The organism is Actomonas aquatica (genome assembly GCF_019679435.2).
In the GTDB taxonomy this organism is placed as follows: domain Bacteria; phylum Verrucomicrobiota; class Verrucomicrobiia; order Opitutales; family Opitutaceae; genus Actomonas; species Actomonas aquatica.
Genome location: NZ_CP139781.1, coordinates 4,409,789 through 4,426,745, shown reverse-complemented (window position 1 = coordinate 4,426,745; position 16,957 = coordinate 4,409,789). Strand labels below are relative to the sequence as shown.

The 16,957-nt window shown below is 65.9% G+C and carries 16 protein-coding genes; 5 read left to right on the top strand and 11 right to left on the bottom strand.

The genetic code is table 11. The annotated features are described in order from the left end of the window. Nucleotides 1-27: 27 nt before the first annotated feature. The gene (locus K1X11_RS16855; RefSeq protein WP_221031409.1) at nt 28-372 is read left to right on the top strand and encodes a DUF4405 domain-containing protein; all 345 of its coding nucleotides are present in this window, start codon (nt 28-30) and stop codon (nt 370-372) included. Here K1X11_RS16855 and K1X11_RS16850 read toward each other — a convergent pair. The 6 genes from K1X11_RS16850 to K1X11_RS16825 form a co-directional block, all read right to left on the bottom strand. Further along, nucleotides 369-3,296: a non-ribosomal peptide synthetase gene (locus tag K1X11_RS16850; protein ID WP_221031408.1), complete on the bottom strand. Its 2,928-nt coding sequence runs from the start codon at nt 3,294-3,296 to the stop codon at nt 369-371. The two genes, K1X11_RS16855 and K1X11_RS16850, sit on opposite strands and share 4 nt — an antisense overlap. A 12-nt stretch (nt 3,297-3,308) precedes the next feature. Then, nucleotides 3,309-4,322, bottom strand: a complete 1,014-nt coding sequence (locus tag K1X11_RS16845) for a PH domain-containing protein (protein ID WP_221031407.1) — start codon at nt 4,320-4,322, stop codon at nt 3,309-3,311. Beyond that, nucleotides 4,319-4,906 carry a PH domain-containing protein gene (locus K1X11_RS16840; protein ID WP_221031406.1) on the bottom strand — a complete coding sequence of 196 codons (588 nt, stop codon included), beginning with the start codon at nt 4,904-4,906 and terminating at the stop codon, nt 4,319-4,321. Before K1X11_RS16840 ends, K1X11_RS16845 begins: the two co-directional genes overlap by 4 nt. A gap of 194 nt (nt 4,907-5,100) precedes the next feature. Further along, a complete protein-coding gene (gene prmB, locus K1X11_RS16835) occupies nt 5,101-6,018 on the bottom strand; it encodes a 50S ribosomal protein L3 N(5)-glutamine methyltransferase (protein WP_221031405.1) in 918 nt (305 codons plus the stop codon). A gap of 89 nt (nt 6,019-6,107) precedes the next feature. Next, a complete protein-coding gene (locus K1X11_RS16830) occupies nt 6,108-6,890 on the bottom strand; it encodes a rhomboid family protein (RefSeq protein ID WP_221031404.1) in 783 nt (260 codons plus the stop codon). A gap of 56 nt (nt 6,891-6,946) precedes the next feature. Then, complete coding sequence (locus K1X11_RS16825) at nt 6,947-8,125, bottom strand: tetratricopeptide repeat protein (protein WP_221031403.1); 1,179 nt, start codon at nt 8,123-8,125, stop codon at nt 6,947-6,949. Nucleotides 8,126-8,243: 118 nt separating this feature from the next. Between K1X11_RS16825 and K1X11_RS16820 the strand changes: the two genes are divergently transcribed. The 4 genes from K1X11_RS16820 to K1X11_RS16805 all read left to right on the top strand — a co-directional run bounded on the left by K1X11_RS16820 (nt 8,244) and on the right by K1X11_RS16805 (nt 11,524). Next, on the top strand, nt 8,244-9,341 hold the full coding sequence (locus tag K1X11_RS16820) for a PA0069 family radical SAM protein (protein ID WP_221031402.1): 1,098 nt from the start codon (nt 8,244-8,246) through the stop codon (nt 9,339-9,341). A gap of 40 nt (nt 9,342-9,381) precedes the next feature. Further along, nucleotides 9,382-10,110, top strand: coding sequence for an SOS response-associated peptidase (locus K1X11_RS16815; protein ID WP_221031401.1), 729 nt, complete (start codon nt 9,382-9,384; stop codon nt 10,108-10,110). A 271-nt stretch (nt 10,111-10,381) separates the two neighbouring features. After that, a complete protein-coding gene (idi, locus tag K1X11_RS16810; protein ID WP_221031400.1) occupies nt 10,382-10,972 on the top strand; it encodes an isopentenyl-diphosphate Delta-isomerase in 591 nt (196 codons plus the stop codon). Between the two features lie 48 nt (nt 10,973-11,020). After that, on the top strand, nt 11,021-11,524 hold the full coding sequence (locus K1X11_RS16805; RefSeq protein ID WP_221031399.1) for a hypothetical protein: 504 nt from the start codon (nt 11,021-11,023) through the stop codon (nt 11,522-11,524). Nucleotides 11,525-11,609: 85 nt separating this feature from the next. Here K1X11_RS16805 and K1X11_RS16800 read toward each other — a convergent pair whose 3' ends face one another. The 5 genes from K1X11_RS16800 to K1X11_RS16780 are packed head-to-tail and all read right to left on the bottom strand — an operon-like array spanning nt 11,610 to nt 16,939. Then, on the bottom strand, nt 11,610-12,998 hold the full coding sequence (locus K1X11_RS16800) for a sensor histidine kinase (protein WP_221031398.1): 1,389 nt from the start codon (nt 12,996-12,998) through the stop codon (nt 11,610-11,612). Continuing rightward, on the bottom strand, nt 12,995-13,663 hold the full coding sequence (locus tag K1X11_RS16795; protein WP_221031397.1) for a response regulator transcription factor: 669 nt from the start codon (nt 13,661-13,663) through the stop codon (nt 12,995-12,997). Before K1X11_RS16795 ends, K1X11_RS16800 begins: the two co-directional genes overlap by 4 nt. Continuing rightward, nucleotides 13,660-15,222 (bottom strand): cbb3-type cytochrome c oxidase subunit II, encoded by a 1,563-nt coding sequence (locus tag K1X11_RS16790; RefSeq protein ID WP_221031396.1) that lies wholly within the window; start codon nt 15,220-15,222, stop codon nt 13,660-13,662. Before K1X11_RS16790 ends, K1X11_RS16795 begins: the two co-directional genes overlap by 4 nt. Beyond that, nucleotides 15,219-15,644, bottom strand: coding sequence for a hypothetical protein (locus K1X11_RS16785; RefSeq protein ID WP_221031395.1), 426 nt, complete (start codon nt 15,642-15,644; stop codon nt 15,219-15,221). Before K1X11_RS16785 ends, K1X11_RS16790 begins: the two co-directional genes overlap by 4 nt. Next, a complete protein-coding gene (locus K1X11_RS16780; RefSeq protein ID WP_221031394.1) occupies nt 15,641-16,939 on the bottom strand; it encodes a hypothetical protein in 1,299 nt (432 codons plus the stop codon). Before K1X11_RS16780 ends, K1X11_RS16785 begins: the two co-directional genes overlap by 4 nt. Nucleotides 16,940-16,957: the final 18 nt, after the last annotated feature.

The window sequence follows — 16,957 nt, the reverse complement described above, 5'->3', positions numbered from 1 at the left end:
CCGGTTCACCACCGTCATCTTACGGTTGTGACTGCCCCTACCCGCACCCTCCTCAATCGCACCCTCAACCTCGCGCTGCTGCTGGCGGGCGCTTTCATGATGGGCTCCGGCTGGATCATGGCCGAACGCCTGCCCCAAGGGCGCGCCTACCACGACCTCACCATTCTCGGTCTCAGCCGCCACGGTTGGGGCGGGATCCACACCTGGGTCGGTTACGCCATGGGCGCCATGGTGCTCGCCCACCTGGCGCTGCACACCGCTTGGCTCAAACGCATCGCCGCGATGCGCCGTCCGTGGCTCCTCGGGCTCGGCCTCGGCTCCGCCGCGGCCATCATCCTGATTCTCGCCGTGATCCTCCCAGTGCGCGGTTAACCTCGCACCGCCGCCCGCCGTCGCGGACGGATCACTCGCATCAGCCACAGGTTGCCCGCCCGCAAGCCCCGCGCCAGCCGCCCAAACATCCGCGGCCGCCACCGCGTCACGTCGTCCGTGATCAGCGCCAGTCCCAGCAGAAACACCACGCCGTAAACCAACCCGAAGACGAGCTCCGGCGACCACCCCGGCGGGACCATCGTGGCGACGAGACGGACCGCCGCGTCGGTGAACCGCTGCGGCGTGAACACCAGTATTATGTTTCCGAATACGTAGGCGAACACCGAGCTCCGCCCAAAGCTGTAGAAGATGTCGCGCAACGACGCCGGCGAGCGCGGCACCCGCGCCATCACCCAACCAATGCTGGTGAACAACAGCGCCCCGGTCGCGCCAAAGGCCATGTAAACCGGATGCGTGAGCCGCCGGTATTCCTGGTAAGCCAGCAACTGCCACACCGTCTCCAAGCCCAGCCGATTCAGATGCTGGTTAAACAGCCAACCCGTCCAAACCAACACGCCCACGACCAGTAGCGCCTTCCACCAGCGGCTCAGCAGCCCGCCCAGTAAAAAGCCAAACACCACAAAGCTGGTCGCGTGCAGCACGCTCGGCCCGGTCACCCCGCCCCAGCCAAACACGTGCCCCCAGAAATAATTCACCTCCGGGGCCCTCGTCAGGTCCTGCCACACCCACCACGGCGGCACCGTCACCACCAAGACCCCCAACACGCCCCACCGCTTCACCGGCCAGACCAAAAACGGCGCCACCAACACCATCCAGAAATACGTCATCCAGATGCCCGCGTAGATGCCTTCCTCGTTAAAATACAACGCCCGCCCGACCTGCTCCCACGTCATCTCACCGCCCACTCCCTGCGCCAACATCGTGATCACAATCGCCCCGTAATACGTGCCCGCCAACGGCCAGCACCAACGGCTCACCTCCCGAAAACGCAACCGCCCCCCGACCGCCGCGTGACGCTTCGCCGCCGCCGTCCACGGCCACAGCCGCACGCCGTCTCGCGCAAACTTCCGCGCCAGTCCCCACCCAAACACCACCAACAGCAACGGCGTCGCAAACGCCGTCGCCACCAGCGTCTTCGGAATCCACTGCCACAGGTCGAACTTGAACACCACGTGCGCGCTCATCGCCAGCCACAGCGCGATCGACCGCGCCACCAGCAACGGATCATCCCGTCCGCGTTCCGGCAGCGTATCCGGATTTTCCCGACACAACTCCGCCATCGGCAGACACTCCCAGCCCGGCACCCGCTCCCCGTAAAAACGCTCCACCGCGATCGCCCCTTCCACCAGATTCAGCGAGTCCCCGCCGGCACTCACAAAACTCTCCTCATCATCCAGCCGCTCCCGACCCAGAATCGACGCCAACTCCCGCCGCAGCGCCGAATCCGCCCCCGGCTGTTCCACCGGCCCACCGCGCGCCAAAATTGCCGCATGGTCCGTCTTGCCATTGGCCAACACCGGCACCTCGCGCAAGGCCACCACCCGCACCGCCCGCGCCGGCACCCCCAACCGCCGCGACCACACCCCCGCCAAACCTGCCGGCGGCACCCCCGGCTCCACCACGCCGATCACGATGCGCCGATCATCGCCCGCCACCTTCGCCCGCACGCCGACCTCGCGCAGGTCGCTTTCAATGCCGTCCAACGACACCCGCAACCCCGCGATTTTCACAAACCGACTCGACCGCCCCACGATCCGCCACAGTCCGTCCCGCGTGCGCTCCGCGATGTCCCCCGTGCGCAGCTCGGCCACCTCCGCTCCCCGCGCCAGATCCGCCCGCGCCGTCGCGTAACCCATCATCACATTGGGCCCGCGATAAACCAGCTCTCCCGCCACGCCATCCTCGTCGATCACCTCGCCCGCCTCATTCTCGACCCTCAGCTCCCCACCCGGAACCGCCTGCCCGATGCAGTCGGGATGTGCCGCCACCTGCTCCGGCGGCAAAAACGCCATGCGCGGCGCCGCCTCCGTCTGCCCATACATCACATAAAACCGCGTGCCCTGCGCCGCCGCCCAGTCCGCGAAACGTTTCACCAACACCGGCTCCAGCCGCCCGCCCGCCTGCGTCAGCGTGCGCAATCCCGATAACGGCCGCTCCAGCATGCCGAGATGCGCCAGCGTTTCATACATCAGCGGCACGCCGGCGAAACTCGTTGCCCCGCCCAGCTCAAAGTCCTCCCAAAACGCCCGCTCACTCACGCTGTGCGCTGACAGCACCAGCGCCGCCCCATGCAACAGGTGCGAGGTCAACACCGACAGCCCATACGAGTAATGCAGCGGCAGCGAGGTGATCGCCCGCTCGTCCGGTTCGATGCCCAAATACCACGCGATCGACATCGCGTTGCTCACCAGATTGCGCGTCGACAGCCGCACCAGCTTCGGCTCCCCGGTCGAGCCCGAGGTCGTGAGCAACATCGCCAGCTCCTCGTGCGGCTCTGCCGGCGCCTCTTCCCTCACCGCCAACTCCAGCTCCATCGCCGGCAACTCCCCCGGCAACGGCGGCGGCTCCACCGGCAGGCTCACCGGCTCGGGTGGCAACGCCTGCCAAGCGTCCCGCCGCACCCGCCATCCGGTCGCCTCCCGCGTCCACTCCACCTCCGGTTTAAACTGCCGCCGCAGGCGCTGTTCACTCGCGAGCTTGCCCTCGCCCAGCAAGAGCACCGGCCACCCCGCCCGACACGCGCCCACCAGCGCGACGATCGCTTCAAACTCCGGCGCCATCTCGATCGCCACCAAACCACGCCGCCCGCAGTCCGGGCCGCTCAGATGCAACGCCGCCCAACGATCCGCCGCGACCGCCAACTCCGCATGCGTCCACGCCTCCCCGCCCGGCCGCAGCAACGCCAACCGCGCGCCAAACCGCTCGATGCTCCCAAACAACCGGGTCGACGCCGCTGTTTCCATTCGGCGCGAAACCTAGCGCAAGGCCTCCCGCAGCGCACGCACTTCGGCCAAAACACTCCGGGCCGCCACCAGCGTCGCCGCATCCACCGCGCCATCGCCGCCGACATGCTCGGTCGCCACCACCGCCACCGCCGGTTCGTCGTCCTCATTCTGATTGTGGTCATCCGGCTCACCGAGCCCGGCCTGTCGAAACCGCTTCAGGCGCTCCAGGATCAGGTCGCGAATCTCCGAGGCATTCTCCACTGCGTGAAAGACACTGCGGTGCATCGATTCACCGCCCCATTGCTGCTGCTCCTCCGCGCTGCCGCCCCCCCCCGCCGAACGCACCTCCACATCGGCCAGCCGCAACAGCCGCTGCAACGGACCTTGCTTCACCGTCACCTGCTGCAGGTTGGCAAAACTCATGGTGGTTTCGTTGATCTTCATGATGCCCCACCGCAGCCGCAGACTGCGATCCGTCACCATATACCAGCGCTGCGTGTATTCGAGCCACAGCGAGCCGAGCGACCAGAAGAACTGCACCACAAACACCACGATACCGATCGCTTCACCAATCTTGATCCAAAACAGCACCTTCGGCGGCGTCCGCCGCGCGAGTTGATACACCCCCTCCGGCACAAAACGCTCCAACAGGCGGTGGATCATATCCCGGCGCTCCACTTCATCGCCCGCCAACTTGCGCAATACCTCCTCCCGACTCAGCTCCTCGCCCGCCTGCTTGGTCACGTAGACCCCCGGCTCCACTTCTTCCAACACGGGCTCGAGGCTATCGCCAATGACGTCCGCCTGCTCGGCCGCCACCTGCTCGAGCTGCATCTGATACTCCACTTCGCGGATAAAATAGATCGACACCAGGATACCCCAGACCGCCGCCGCCTGCGTGCCCATCCAGCCTAAAAACTTCAGCCGCACGTAGTTTTTGCCCGCGCGAAAGACGCGCAACGATCCCGGTGCGCCCGCCGGCGGCGCCGGTTCGTGCGGCACCTTCAGGATGCGCATCAACAGCGCTTCGAGCCGCGCCATCATGACGGCTCCTCCTCACCGCGCGCCCGCGCCAGATCGGCCCGCAACCCGCGCAATTCCGCCGCCACGTCCTGCAGCGCCAACGTGAGCTCCGCGCTCCCCCCCGCGCCGCCAACCCTCGCGCCGGCGCCGACCGTCGCGTCTCCCGGCATCGGCGGCGGTTGCCGCGTCGACGCCGGCTTCACGTCGTCCTTCACCCCGCGCATGCGGCTGTAGAGAAAGTCCCGCACCGCCTCAAATTCCTTGAGCCCCTCCAGCGTCATCTCCGCGCTGGCACTGCCACTCGCGGTCTGCACCAACACCCGCGCCAGACCCAGCCAACGCTCGACCACATTGGACCGCAGGTGAATGTCCTGAATTCTTGAATACTGGATGATGATCTCGCGCCGAAAGAGGATGCCCCAGCTCATCGAGATGCCCTCGCTGGTGAACCGGTAACGCATGGTCTGAAACCGGATCAGCCCGTAGATGAGCGGGATGAAAAACAGCGGTCCCAACACGAAGGACGCTACGACATAATACTTCTGCAGGTCGCGATGCGGACGCTCGATCGCCAGAATGGCCTCATCCTCCGGAGTGGTGTGCATGGCCGCGATCAGAGCGGGTCAAATCCCGTAATTCAAACCGCGAATGCGCCGAGTCTCCACGAGTTACCCAATTGGAGAAAATGAAGATCCGCCGCCCGACGTAGCTGCGCTTGAGCAAAGCGAAAGCGTGGCCCCGCCTGCGGGCAGTCACCCCACGGACGCACGATCACTACGTCCCCCCACGCGACTACGCGTCAAAGCCCCCGCGCCAGATCCCGTGCATGGATCAGGCAGCAACAATCACTGCCATCAAAAGTCTCGAGCCACTCCATGCGCAGCTTCGGCCACGTCCGCTCCATCGCCTCCCGCAGCTCGCCGACTTCCAGCACCACGATGCCGTGCGGCTGCAGCCGCTCCACCGCCTGCCGCAGCAGTTTGCGGATGATCACCAAGCCATCCGCCCCTCCATCGAGTGCGAGCCGCGGCTCATGCTCAAACTCCGGCGGCAGGTCGTCGCAGAGGTCGCTCGGTTCATACGGCGGATTGCTCAGCAGGATATCGTATTGGCGCACCGGCACCGCATCGAAGACGTCGCTCTGCCACAGCGTGAGCCGGTCGCCCACCCCGTGATCGCGCACGTTGATCTTCGCCACCTCCAGCGCCTCCGGCGAAAGGTCCACGCCATCCACCCGCGCCTCGGGAAACTCGTGCGCCAGCAGGATCGCCAGACAGGCCGACCCGGTGCACACATCCACCACCTCGCGCACCGGCGTGCCGGGCGGCAGGTGCTCGGCCAGGGTCGGAATGAGCTCCAGAAAATAGCTCCGCGGAATCAGCACGCGCTCGTCACAGAAAAACCGATACGGTCCCAGCCAGGCTTCCTGCGTCAGGTAGCCCGCCGGCACCCGCTCCAGAATCCGCCGGACAAACACCTCCTGCAGCGCCTTCGCCTGCAGCGGCGACACCGGCCGCTTCATCACCTTGGGTTTGCTGTCCAGCGACAGCCCCAGCGTGCGCAGGATCAGATACAACGCCTCGTCATGCGCATTGTCCGCCACCTGCGCCGTCACGATATCGTGCCGCGCATACGCCTTTTCGGCCCAGCGCAGCCAGTCCCCCGGCGTGCGCAGGGAAGCCGTCTCAGCGATCAATTTGGCGGCGTTCTTATTCACAGGGGAAACGGCGTGTCAGAGCCCAACATGTTCTGCTTTGGGATGCCCTCATGCTTGGCGATCTTTGCTGCCTTGGTGTTAATAAAATCTCACTCCCGCGGCGGTAGGTGATCTTCGCAGTAGCACACTTCCTTGTCGCCTTCGGTGCGGTAGCGGAACCCGAGGTCGACATCGTCGTTGCTGTTGCGCCCACACACCGAGCACGTGTGCATCGGCGCGGCCAGTTCGGCCTTCCGTTTGGCGCGCTTGGCCTGCTGCACCGACTGACGTCGCCCCGTGCGGATGCGCTCAATGATGTCGCGGCCAAAAAAGAGGAAGAAGTTCCCTGTCGCCGCCAACACCGCCAAACGCGACCCCATGTCACCCGCCACCACCTGCATGCCGTAAAGCCCCCAGGTGAACCACGCCAACCACTTGATTTTCACCGGCAGAATGAAGAACAGGTGCAGCACAAAATCCGGATTCAGGAATGCAAAGGCCAGGAACACCGAGCCGCCCAGGAACAGGTTGTTCGACCACGACATCGGGGATAGAAACGCCAGCCCCACCGTCAGCAGGTAACCCACCAGCAGGAAGAGGTTGTAGCGCAGCGGCCCGAAGTAGTGCTCCAGCGCGTTGCCGTAGAGGTAGAACAGGTAGATCGCGAAAACCGTAAAAATCCCGTCGCCCGCCGGCATCACCGCAAAGGTGAAGATTCGCCACCACTCACCTTGGAAAAACAGCGCCGGCATGAAGCCGATCTGGACCATGTCCAAACGCTGCAAAACCAGCGACAGGAAGATGAAGGTCTGCGCGATGACCAGATAGAGCGTGATGTTGCGGATCGCGAAGGGCTCCAACCAACGCTCAAGCTTGTTCAAGGGAGACGGCATGAATCGGCAAAATTAGGCGGGCATCCCGCGGTGAGGAAACATCAAAGACCCACGCATCAGGGCTGGGGTTGCGGAGCTGGAGCGGGCGGCGCGAGCGGAGTGGGCTGCTCTTCCGGCCGGAGCGTCGGGCGCAGGGCGGCGTTCGCATCCCGCGCCTTCTCCTGCACACTGTCATCCACCAGCGGCGCGATCGGCAGCTCAGCCGGCAGCTCGCGGGCCAGCTCCACCACCGCCTCGCTGTTCACCGTCTCCACGCCCTGCAGCTCCCCGGCTTGGAAGGTCGGCACCTCCACCCGCGGCCGCGCGGGCGTCTTAGCCGCCGGTTTGCCGCTCATCGATGCGACCGCCCCGGCTTCGGCTGCGGTCACTTCGGCCGGGGCCGGCGGCGGATTGCGCAGCCGCTCCAACTTCGCCGACAGCGCCGCCCGCTGCTCCTGCATGGGCGCATCAAAGTCTCCCGCCAAAACCGTCTCGGCGTCGTCCAGCCGCTCCATCGCCAGCAGCACGTTGGCCTCGTGCAGTTGCACCATCTGCTGCTGCAGCGGATCCGTCGCTCGCGCCGCCAAGGCCTGCCACGCCGCCAGTGCCTCCGGCCAGTCCGGCTCCGCCACGTCGTAGTGCGACTCCGCCAAGCGGTAGGCATACGCGAAATTGTCCGGATCCAGCCGCACCGCCTCCTGCAAGGCATGCACCAGCGCCGCGTCGACCTGCTCCGCCGTCCACTCGCCACTGGCGAGGAAGTCCCCGCGCGCCGCGCCCAGCAGCTGCCCAATCTGGAAATGATACAGCGCCTGCTCCGGCTCCAACTGCACCGCCGACAGAAAATAGTTCAATGCCTCCAGCGGTTTGCCCTCTTCCGCCAGATACTTCCCCAGCTGGTTCTTCACGATGGCGAGATCCGGATCGAGGTTGTTGGCCTTCAACAACAAAGCCTTCGCCCGTTCGCGCTCATCCACCAACGAGCTGCCCAGCAGCATCGAGTAGGCGATATAGCCCTCGGCCTTCTTCGGATAGCGCCGCAGGTATTGCTCGTAGTCGAACACCAGCGACTGCAACCGCGGCCGCAGCGACTCCACTTCCTCCTGGTAAGCCGCCATCGCTGCCCGCCCCAGCAACTCTTGTTGCAGCGCCACCAGCTCATTGAGCTCCGCCTCGGCATCACGCCCCTGCGCCCGCGCTCCGCACGGCAGCAGCCCCAGCACCAGGATAAAACAACCCAATAAACGTTTCGGCATCACGACAAAGCCGACACCGTGCCCCGCCCCAAGTGCCATCGCAACCCCGCTTCTCACCTTAGGACGTGTCTGGGATTTCTTACTTCTTACTTCCTACGTCTTACTTCCAACTTACCCCATGTCCGATCCGTCCGCCGCCCACCTCCCGCGCCACACCACGCGCGGCCGCGGCACCGCGATCAATCCACCCAGTCGCTTTGAGCGCGTGCACGTCGAGCTCGACCCCGCCGCCTCCGCCACCGACTGGGGCGACGATCCCACCGAACGCCCCGCCCCCAGCACCCAGTTTTTCTTCGACGACTCGGCCTCCATCCTCTCCCGCAACGACAGCCCCGACGTCCCCTACACCTTTGGTCTCAACCCCTACCGCGGCTGCGAACACGGCTGCGCCTACTGCTTCGCCCGCCCCTACCACAACTACCTCGGCTGGAGCAGCGGACTGGATTTTGAGACCAAAATTCTCGTCAAACGCCGCGCCCCCGCCCTGCTCCGCGACGCCCTCAGCAAACCCTCCTGGCAACCCGAGCCCGTCGCCTTCAGCGGTGCGACCGACTGCTACCAACCCTGCGAGCGCCACTTCCGCCTCACCCGCCAATGCCTCGAGGTCGCCCTCGAGCTGCGCAACCCCGTCGCCCTCATCACCAAAAACCGCCTGATCACCCGCGACCTCGACCTCTTCACCGACTTCGCCGCCTGGAACGGCGCCGCCGTGCTCATCACCATGACGAGCCTCGACCCCGACCTCGCTGGCCGCCTCGAACCCCGCGCCGCCCGCCCCTCCGCTCGACTCGACGCCATTTCCCGACTCGCCGGCGCCGGCGTGCCCGTGGGTGTCATGATCGCCCCCATCGTGCCCGGCCTCACCGACCACGAAATTCCGGCGATCCTCCAAGCCGCCGCCAATGCCGGCGCCCGCTCCGCCAGCCGCATCGTCCTGCGCCTGCCCCACGACGTAAAAACCCTCTTCACCGACTGGCTCGACACCCACTATCCGGGTAAAAAAGACCGCGTGCTCTCACGCATCCGCGAAATCCGCGGCGGCGAACTCAACGTCACCCAATGGCGCACCCGCATGCGCGGCGAAGGCCCCCACGCCGAGAGCATTCACCACCTCTTCGAAGTCTCCCGCCGCCGCGCCGGCCTCGCCCCCGACCTCCCCGAGCTCAACACCACCGCCTTCCGCCCCCCCGGCGGCACCCAGCTCGACCTGCTGTAGCATTTCACCACTCTCCCTTCATTTTTCACCATTCGCCCTCATGTGCTCCCGCTTCACCCTTAAGCTCGGCGACGCCATCAACCTTTCCAAACGCCTCGGCATTCCGCTCGGTCAGATGGCCGATGGCCGCGACCGCTACAACATCGCCCCGGCCACACCCGTCACCGCGCTGCGCCGCGCGCCCAACGCCGGCGGACTCGACCTCACCGAAGCCACCACCCTGCGTTGGGGCCTCATTCCCCACTGGGCCCGCGAGGGATCCGCCCCTTCCGCCCCCCTGATCAACGCCCGCGCCGAAACCGTCGCTCAAAAACCGTCCTTCCGCACCGCCTGGCGCGACCGTCAACGCTGCGTCCTGCCCTGCAGCGGGTTTTACGAATGGGAAAAACAGGGCCGCGAGCGCCTGCCGTGGCTCTTCGCCCGTGCCGACCGCGGTCCGCTCGCCTTCGCCGGACTCTGGGACCGCTGGACCGATCCCATCGACGGCACCGTCATCGAAAGTTGCACCGTGCTCACCACCGTGCCGAACCGGCTGCTCAACCGCATCCACGATCGCATGCCGGTCCTCCTCGACGAAACCAGCGCCGCCACCTGGCTCGACGCTCAACTCGACGACAACGCCGCCGCCACGCTCCTGCGCCCCTTTGACGCCGACCGCATGAGCGCCACCGCCCTCGACCCCTACGTCAACTCCCCCGCCCGCGACGACCCCGCCTGCCTCACCCCCCGCGGCCAATCCCCCGGCGCCCAATTCGACCTAGGACTCTAACCTCAATCTTTCCTCTTTCTCTTTATCTTTCTCTTTATCCCCGCCTGGGACCGCCGACGCCCCCCCATCCGTGTCTTTCCGCGTGATCCGTGGCCCCCAATTCCACCTCGTCCCGCCCTGCTTTGCGGTCTTTGCGACTTTGCGTTAAAACCTCCCTGCCTCTCCGCCACCCCGCCACCCCGCATCCCGCATCCCGCATCCCGGCAGCGCATGAACAAAAATTCATCCGCCATTCACCCCAAGTTCACGCACGCCGCCTAGGCTGCGCCGCGTGAATCCCCTTCCCGAACAGGTCATTCTCGTCGATGACGCCGGCCAGCCCATCGGCACCGCGCCCAAGGCCACCGTGCATCACGCCCACACGCCCCTGCACCTCGCCTTTTCCGTCTTCCTCTTCGACGACCAAGGCCGCGCCCTCTTCCAACAACGCGCCCTGCACAAGCCCACCTGGCCCGGCGTCTGGTCCAACGCCTGTTGCGGTCACCCGCTGCCCGGCGAGTCCTTCGAGGCCGCCGCCCATCGCCGCCTCGCCTACGAGCTCGGCATCACCGCCCGCATCGAGCTCACTCTCGCCCTGCCCCATTTCCGCTACCGCGCCCAATGGGCCGAGCTCTGGGAAAACGAGATCTGCCCGGTCTTCATCGGTCGCTACGCCGGTCCCGTCGCGCCCAACCCCGCCGAAGTCGCCGCCACCCGCTGGGTCGACTGGCACCTCTTCGCCGACGCCTGTATCGACACGCAACTGCCTCACCTCGGTGAGTTTGCCGACTATTCGCCGTGGTCGCGCTGGGAGGCGGCCGATCTCATCGCCCAAAACAGCGACCGCTTGCTGGAACTGACTTCGTCCCCCCAGCTTGCCTGAAACGCCACCTTGCGCTTCTTACCCGCAACTTCGTTTGCATCTCCTCCCATGATTACCCACGTCGCTCGCAATCTGCTTACCCTCGTTTTCCTGCCCCTGTTCGCCGCCGCCCTCGGCGCCGCCGACACCCCGACCGACACCTATGAGGTCGGCGACAAGTTCGAAACCATCGCCGTCAAAGACCAGCACGAGAAGGACGTGACCGTCGCCCCCGGCGGCGACACGCGCCACCTCATCGTCAGCTTCGTCATGGGCACCGGCAAAGACGCCAACCGCTACTTCGAAAAGCAGGGCGCCACCTGGCTCGAGAAACACGACGCCGTCTTCCTCGCCAACATCTACGGCATGCCCGGCATCGGCCGCATGTTCGCCCTGCCCAAGATGAAAAAGTATCCCCACCGCATCCTCCTCGGTGACGACGAACACCTCCTCGATCGCTACCCCGAGCAGAAGGGCAAACTCACCGTCTTCGACTTCAACGCCGACGGCACCATCGCCGCCATCCGCTTCCTCGATCCCGACGACGAGCTCGACCAGCTCTTCGCGAAGTAAGCACAGCCACTCCGCCCGGCCGCCCCCGTGGCTACGAGCGTGAGCGAGTGGCTCCCCGCCACTCCCTCCCCTCGCACTGCCCGGCTCACCCCACCACCGGCAGCTCCACCACCACGCGCAGCCCCTTGCGCTCCCGCCGGTTCTCCGCGCGGATCACCCCACCGTGCAGCTCGACGATGCTCTTGCAGATCGCCAGCCCGAGACCGTGACCAGGTTTCGCCTCTACGTCACTGTCCGCGCGCCCGTTGCCGGCACTCGGCACATACCGCGCAAAACGATCAAATACGCGCGCCAGTTGATCCTCCGGGAGACCCGGCCCCTCATCTTCCAGCGACCACCAGCAACGTCCCCCGCGCACCTGCACCCGCAGCGTCACCCGGCCACCCGCCTCGCTAAATTTCAACGCGTTGCTCAGCAGATTAAACAGCAACTGCCGCAACAAACTCGGCACCCCGCGCACCGTCGCCGCCCCCTCCTCCACCAACTCAAAACGCACGCCGACATCCTCCGCCAAAACGCCGGCGTCCTCCTCCCAATCCCTCAGCCAATCCGGCATGCGCAGCGCTTCGTATTCGAGCCGCAACACGCCGCTCTCCGCCTTCGATAGAAACAACAGGTGCTCGATGATCTGATGCAGCCGCTCGATCTCCTCGAGCACGTTGTTCAGCGTCGCCTCGCCTTCCTCGTCGTCGGCCAGATGCGGTCGCAGCTTCTCCGCGTTCAACTTGATCAACGCCAACGGCGTCTTCAGCTCGTGCGAGGCATCCGCCGTAAACCGCCGCACCTGCCCAAACGCCGCCTCGATGCGCGCAAAGGTTTCGTTCAACAACCGCGACAGCGCCGCCAACTCGTCCCGCCCCGCCGGCACCGGAATGCGTTCGCTCAAGTTGTCCGCCCCGATCCGTCGCGCCGTGCGTTCGATCGAACGGATCGGCGCCAGCGTCACCCGCGTGAATCCCCAGCCCAAGCCGACCGACACCAACGCACCGCCCAACACCAACAATCCCGCCACTCGCAAATAGTCGTTCAACACCCGCCGATTGGGCTCCAGGCGACTCGCGAGCTGCAGGTGCCACGGGCCTTCCGTCATACTGGTCACCCGCACCGGCCCCACCCCCGGCAATTGATACGTCCAGTGCACTCCGCGCTGCGACCAATCCGGCAGCACGGCCTCCTCCAAATTGTCGGAACGAAACCGCACCACCCCGTCGCGCCCCCGCACTTGGATGAAAAACAATTCGGCATCGCTGTCCGCATCATGCGCGATGCGATCCTGAATCTCCGCCGCACTCAGCGCGCCATCACTGCCCAAGAGCTCGCCCAGCTCCTCCGCCTCCACTTCGTGCAACAACTCCAACCCCGCAATCATCTGCCGGTTCAGCAACCAGCCGCCCACCGCCAGCACCGCCACGAGGATGCCCGTCACCAAGCCCGCAAACCATAGCGTCGTGCGAAAGGTGAAGGTGCGTATCATAACATCTGATACCCCGACCCGCGCACCGTCTTGAAACGCGGCGCGCTCCCGTCCGGCTCCAGCTTCCGCCGCAGCCGCCGCACATACACGTCGATCAAATTGGTCTCCATGTCGTAGGACGCCTCCCACACCTTCTCCGCGATGAGCGTGCGCGTGAGCACCCGACCCGCGTTCTGCATGAACAGCTCCAGCAAAGCATACTCGCGATTGGTGAATTCCACCGCCGCCCCTTCCAGGGTCACGTTGCGCCCCAGCAAATCCATCCGCACCCCATTGCGCTCCAGCACCGTCGCCCGCGGCGCACTGCTATGCCGCCGCAACAACGACCGCACCCGCGCCACCAGCTCATCCACACTGAACGGTTTCGGCAGGTAATCGTCCGCCCCCAGATTGAGCCCCTGAATCCGATCACTCACCGCATCCCGCGCACTCAGGATCAACACCGGCTCGTTGAACCCACTCATCCGCCACTCCCGCAACAGCTCCAGCCCATCACCATCCGGCAGTCCCAGATCGAGCACCACCGCGTCATACGGCGAGTCCGCCAACGCATCCCGCGCCGCCGCCGCCGTGCCCACCAACCGACTCGTGTAGGACTGCTCGCTCAGCGCCTGAGCCACGAACTGACCCACCTTGCGCTCATCTTCGACGACCAAAATTTTCATGGGGTAACAGGGCTGCCCAGGCTCATCAGATAAGCGACCAACGCAGGGCCACGTTCATCACCTTCCGCAAACAAGTAGGCATAAGCCGGCATACGCGAGCCCGGACGCACCTTGCGCGGATCCCGCAAATGCTCCCGGTGCCAGTCCGCACTCGGCAGCCGGCGCCCGATCGCCATCAGGTCCGGCCCCTGCCGCCGATTCCCAAACAACGGCGGCTCGCCCGGTTCCACCGTGAGCCCCGCCGCCTCCGCCCGCTCCGCCGGCACACTCGGCCGCAAATACTGCGAATGACAATGAATGCACCCCTCCGCGATATACACCTCCCGCCCCAACGCCACCGCCACTTCTTTCTCTTTATCCCCGATCACCTCCGCCCGCACCTCCGCCCCCACCACGCCCATCCCCACCACAATCACCGCCACCATCGCCGCCGCGCGCAGCGCCTTCCACCGCCAGCCCACCATCACCGCGATCACCACCCCGGCGACCACCAGAAACGCCCCCGGCACCCGCGCCAAATCCTGCGCCATACCGATGCCCAGTGCCGATCCCACCCAGCCGGCCAGACCATACACCACCGCCGCCTGCCACGCCCGGCCACCGCGCGCCGGATAATATACCAGCACCACCGAATACAGCGACACCCCCGCCGCATAAAACCACGCCGCCAGTCCGCTGCCGCCATCGCCCAACAGCAGACACCCCGCCGCCAGCAGCGCAAACGCCACCACCGGCAACGCCACCCGCACGCCGCGGTCCAGCAAGCGCCCGGCCAGCAAAGCCAGCCCCAGATGCACCACGCCATTGCCCCACAGCTGAGCCGCTCCCACCCAGGTCTGCTCCTTCAAACCGGCTTCGTGCTGAATCACAAAAAACGCCGCCGAATCCAGCCACACCAGCATCAGCAGCACGCCCACCCAACGCAGCAAACCGCTGGGCGCGTATTCACGTTCCGGTGACACCGACGGTTCCTGTGGCGCCAAAAACGGGGAAAACACCGAAGCCGAAGCCGCCACCACCGCCGCCATGATCGTCTGCAACCGCGGACTCGCTTCAAACACCCACGGCACGTTGCACAGCAGGTAAGCCAGGCCCGTGCCCCAGCCGATCACCCAGCCGAGTTTACTCGTCCCGATCACCGGTCGCAGACTCGTCGCCAGGTTCACTGTCAGCGCCCCCAGCGCTCCGCCACTCACCAACGCCGAGACGAGCAACAGCGCCCAGTTCTGACTCCCCAGCGCCAGCGCCGCGCCCACCGCACAGCCGCGCAACGACCAGCTCAACCGCGCCTGCAGACTCAGCACATTAAAACGCTTCGCCGCCCAAATGCTGCCGATCAAGCCACCCGCCCCCAGCGCAAACATCAGCCCGCGCAAACGCCACGCTTCGTCGCCCACCACCGGTTTGGCCAACTCCAACAACGCGAACTCCGCATAGATCAGGAAATAGAAATACGTCGCCGCGATCACCGCCCCCGCCGCGATCAGGGCCGACTTCTCCGGCGTAAACTCCGTCACGCCCGACTTCGGACCGGGCCGCACTTGTGCCACATACTTCATACCGCGCCCTCCTCCCAGCTACCGCGCAGCAACCAGGTCTGCAACGCCACCAGCCCGTAGTCCGCCAAGGTCACGCTCAGCCACATCGGCGCCAACGCCCCACCGATCACCGCCGCCAGACAAAACGACCCGGCCGCCACCCGGAACGGAATCGTAAAGCGCAACACCGCCCGCAACGCCCGCCCGCGCTCCGCTCCCACCCCGCTCAGCAGCGCCCACAAATACGAGAACCCCACCGCACCCACAAACGCCCCCACGAAGCGCGCATACAGCAGCCCGTCGCCCTCCGGCACCGGCACCATCATCAGCTTCAACGTGAAGCTCGGCAGAAACACCATCCCGAGACCCGTGCCAAAATCCATCGCGCCCGCCAACACGGCGAGCACCCGGGCACGTTGCAGGGTTTGAGCGGAAGTCATCATCGCCGGGTGGTCTCTCTGAGCAATTGCACTGAGGCAAGGGCCATCGCCACCCCCGCCGCCAACCTCACCCCGTAGCCGGCGTCCACCCACCAGGCGTCACCGTAGAAAAAGGCCGCCGCGTGATCGCGCTCAAACCAGCCCATCACCAGCAACACCACCACCATCACGGCCGCACCGCCCTGCCATAGCCCGAAGCCCCGCCGCAGCGGTCGCGCCGGATCCAGTTGATTCAAAATCGCGGCATTCACACTCGTCACCAGCCCCGCCATCGCCAGATGCGCATGCGCCACCAGCCCGTTGGTGAACTTCAACCGCTCCGAAAGTTCCGGCAAAAAGGTCAGCCAGCCGGTCAACACCAGCAGCGCCCACCACGCCAGCGCCGCCAGAATCCACGGCCGTGCGCCTGCGCACCACGCCTGCCGCCGCCACCACCAGATCAACAAGGGTATCCACGCCAACAATACCCCCAGCCCCACGATCTGCTCGACGTCGTGATGACTCGAATCCCCCCGCTCGATCGCCAGCCACGCCCCGATCGAAACCCCATACGCCCCCCAAAACCACCCCTCGCCCCCCCGCCACCACTTGTCACGTAATACGTGACAAGTGCTCCCATCCTGTTTGCTCGCAGCGCGTTGTGAGACGCCCAGCAGGCGTGGCATGAAGCCGAAGATGCCCACGATGCCGAGGGTCGACCCCAGCAGCGCCGCGCCGGTCGCGCCGCCGCTGTCCCGATTCACCGCCGGATACACGTCACGCCCCGCCACCCACCACATGAGCGGCGGCACGGCCACGAGTCCGCCCAGCACCGCCAACTTCGCCCAGCGTTGCCACCCCGCCTCGCTCCGCCAGCCCCACCAGAGGTGCGCCGCCAGCACGGTCCACAAGACCAACATCGCCAGCGCCAACACCGGTCGCGCCCAGCCATGCCAGTCCAAAAACAGTTTCCCGCTCACCGTGCCGCCCAACCACGACACGCCGCCCAACCCCAACGCCAGCGACCACGCGCACAGGGCGACATGCACGTGCCGCACCACGCCGGGATGCTCCGCGACGAGTATCCAGCGGAACAACAGCCCCACCAGCGGCAGCGCACACCAGCCGTAGAGCTGCCAGTTCATGTGCACCGGCATCCACCGCCCATAACTCAGCGGCGCGATCACATCCCCCAGCGTCGGCCACAACAGCAGCGCCGCCAGCCACAGGCCGACCGCGTTCGCCGCCACCAGCCAACCCAACGCATGCCCTCGCACCACGCGCGCGACCGCCCCGTTGGGATTTGGGATTTTCACCATTGGGATTTCGACGCACCC

Excerpts from the sequence above, each read along its gene's own strand:
- K1X11_RS16820 (WP_221031402.1), top strand. The coding sequence starts at position 8,244 with ATGTCCGATCCGTCCGCCGCCCACCTCCCGCGCCACACCACGCGCGGC.
- K1X11_RS16785 (WP_221031395.1), bottom strand. The coding sequence starts at position 15,644 with ATGATGACTTCCGCTCAAACCCTGCAACGTGCCCGGGTGCTCGCCGTG.
- K1X11_RS16815 (WP_221031401.1), top strand. The coding sequence starts at position 9,382 with ATGTGCTCCCGCTTCACCCTTAAGCTCGGCGACGCCATCAACCTTTCC.
- K1X11_RS16795 (WP_221031397.1), bottom strand. The coding sequence starts at position 13,663 with ATGAAAATTTTGGTCGTCGAAGATGAGCGCAAGGTGGGTCAGTTCGTG.
- K1X11_RS16830 (WP_221031404.1), bottom strand. The coding sequence starts at position 6,890 with ATGCCGTCTCCCTTGAACAAGCTTGAGCGTTGGTTGGAGCCCTTCGCG.
- K1X11_RS16780 (WP_221031394.1), bottom strand. The coding sequence starts at position 16,939 with ATGGTGAAAATCCCAAATCCCAACGGGGCGGTCGCGCGCGTGGTGCGA.
- K1X11_RS16845 (WP_221031407.1), bottom strand. The coding sequence starts at position 4,322 with ATGATGGCGCGGCTCGAAGCGCTGTTGATGCGCATCCTGAAGGTGCCG.
- K1X11_RS16840 (WP_221031406.1), bottom strand. The coding sequence starts at position 4,906 with ATGCACACCACTCCGGAGGATGAGGCCATTCTGGCGATCGAGCGTCCG.
- K1X11_RS16805 (WP_221031399.1), top strand. The coding sequence starts at position 11,021 with ATGATTACCCACGTCGCTCGCAATCTGCTTACCCTCGTTTTCCTGCCC.
- K1X11_RS16850 (WP_221031408.1), bottom strand. The coding sequence starts at position 3,296 with ATGGAAACAGCGGCGTCGACCCGGTTGTTTGGGAGCATCGAGCGGTTT.
- K1X11_RS16800 (WP_221031398.1), bottom strand. The coding sequence starts at position 12,998 with ATGATACGCACCTTCACCTTTCGCACGACGCTATGGTTTGCGGGCTTG.
- K1X11_RS16790 (WP_221031396.1), bottom strand. The coding sequence starts at position 15,222 with ATGAAGTATGTGGCACAAGTGCGGCCCGGTCCGAAGTCGGGCGTGACG.
- K1X11_RS16825 (WP_221031403.1), bottom strand. The coding sequence starts at position 8,125 with ATGCCGAAACGTTTATTGGGTTGTTTTATCCTGGTGCTGGGGCTGCTG.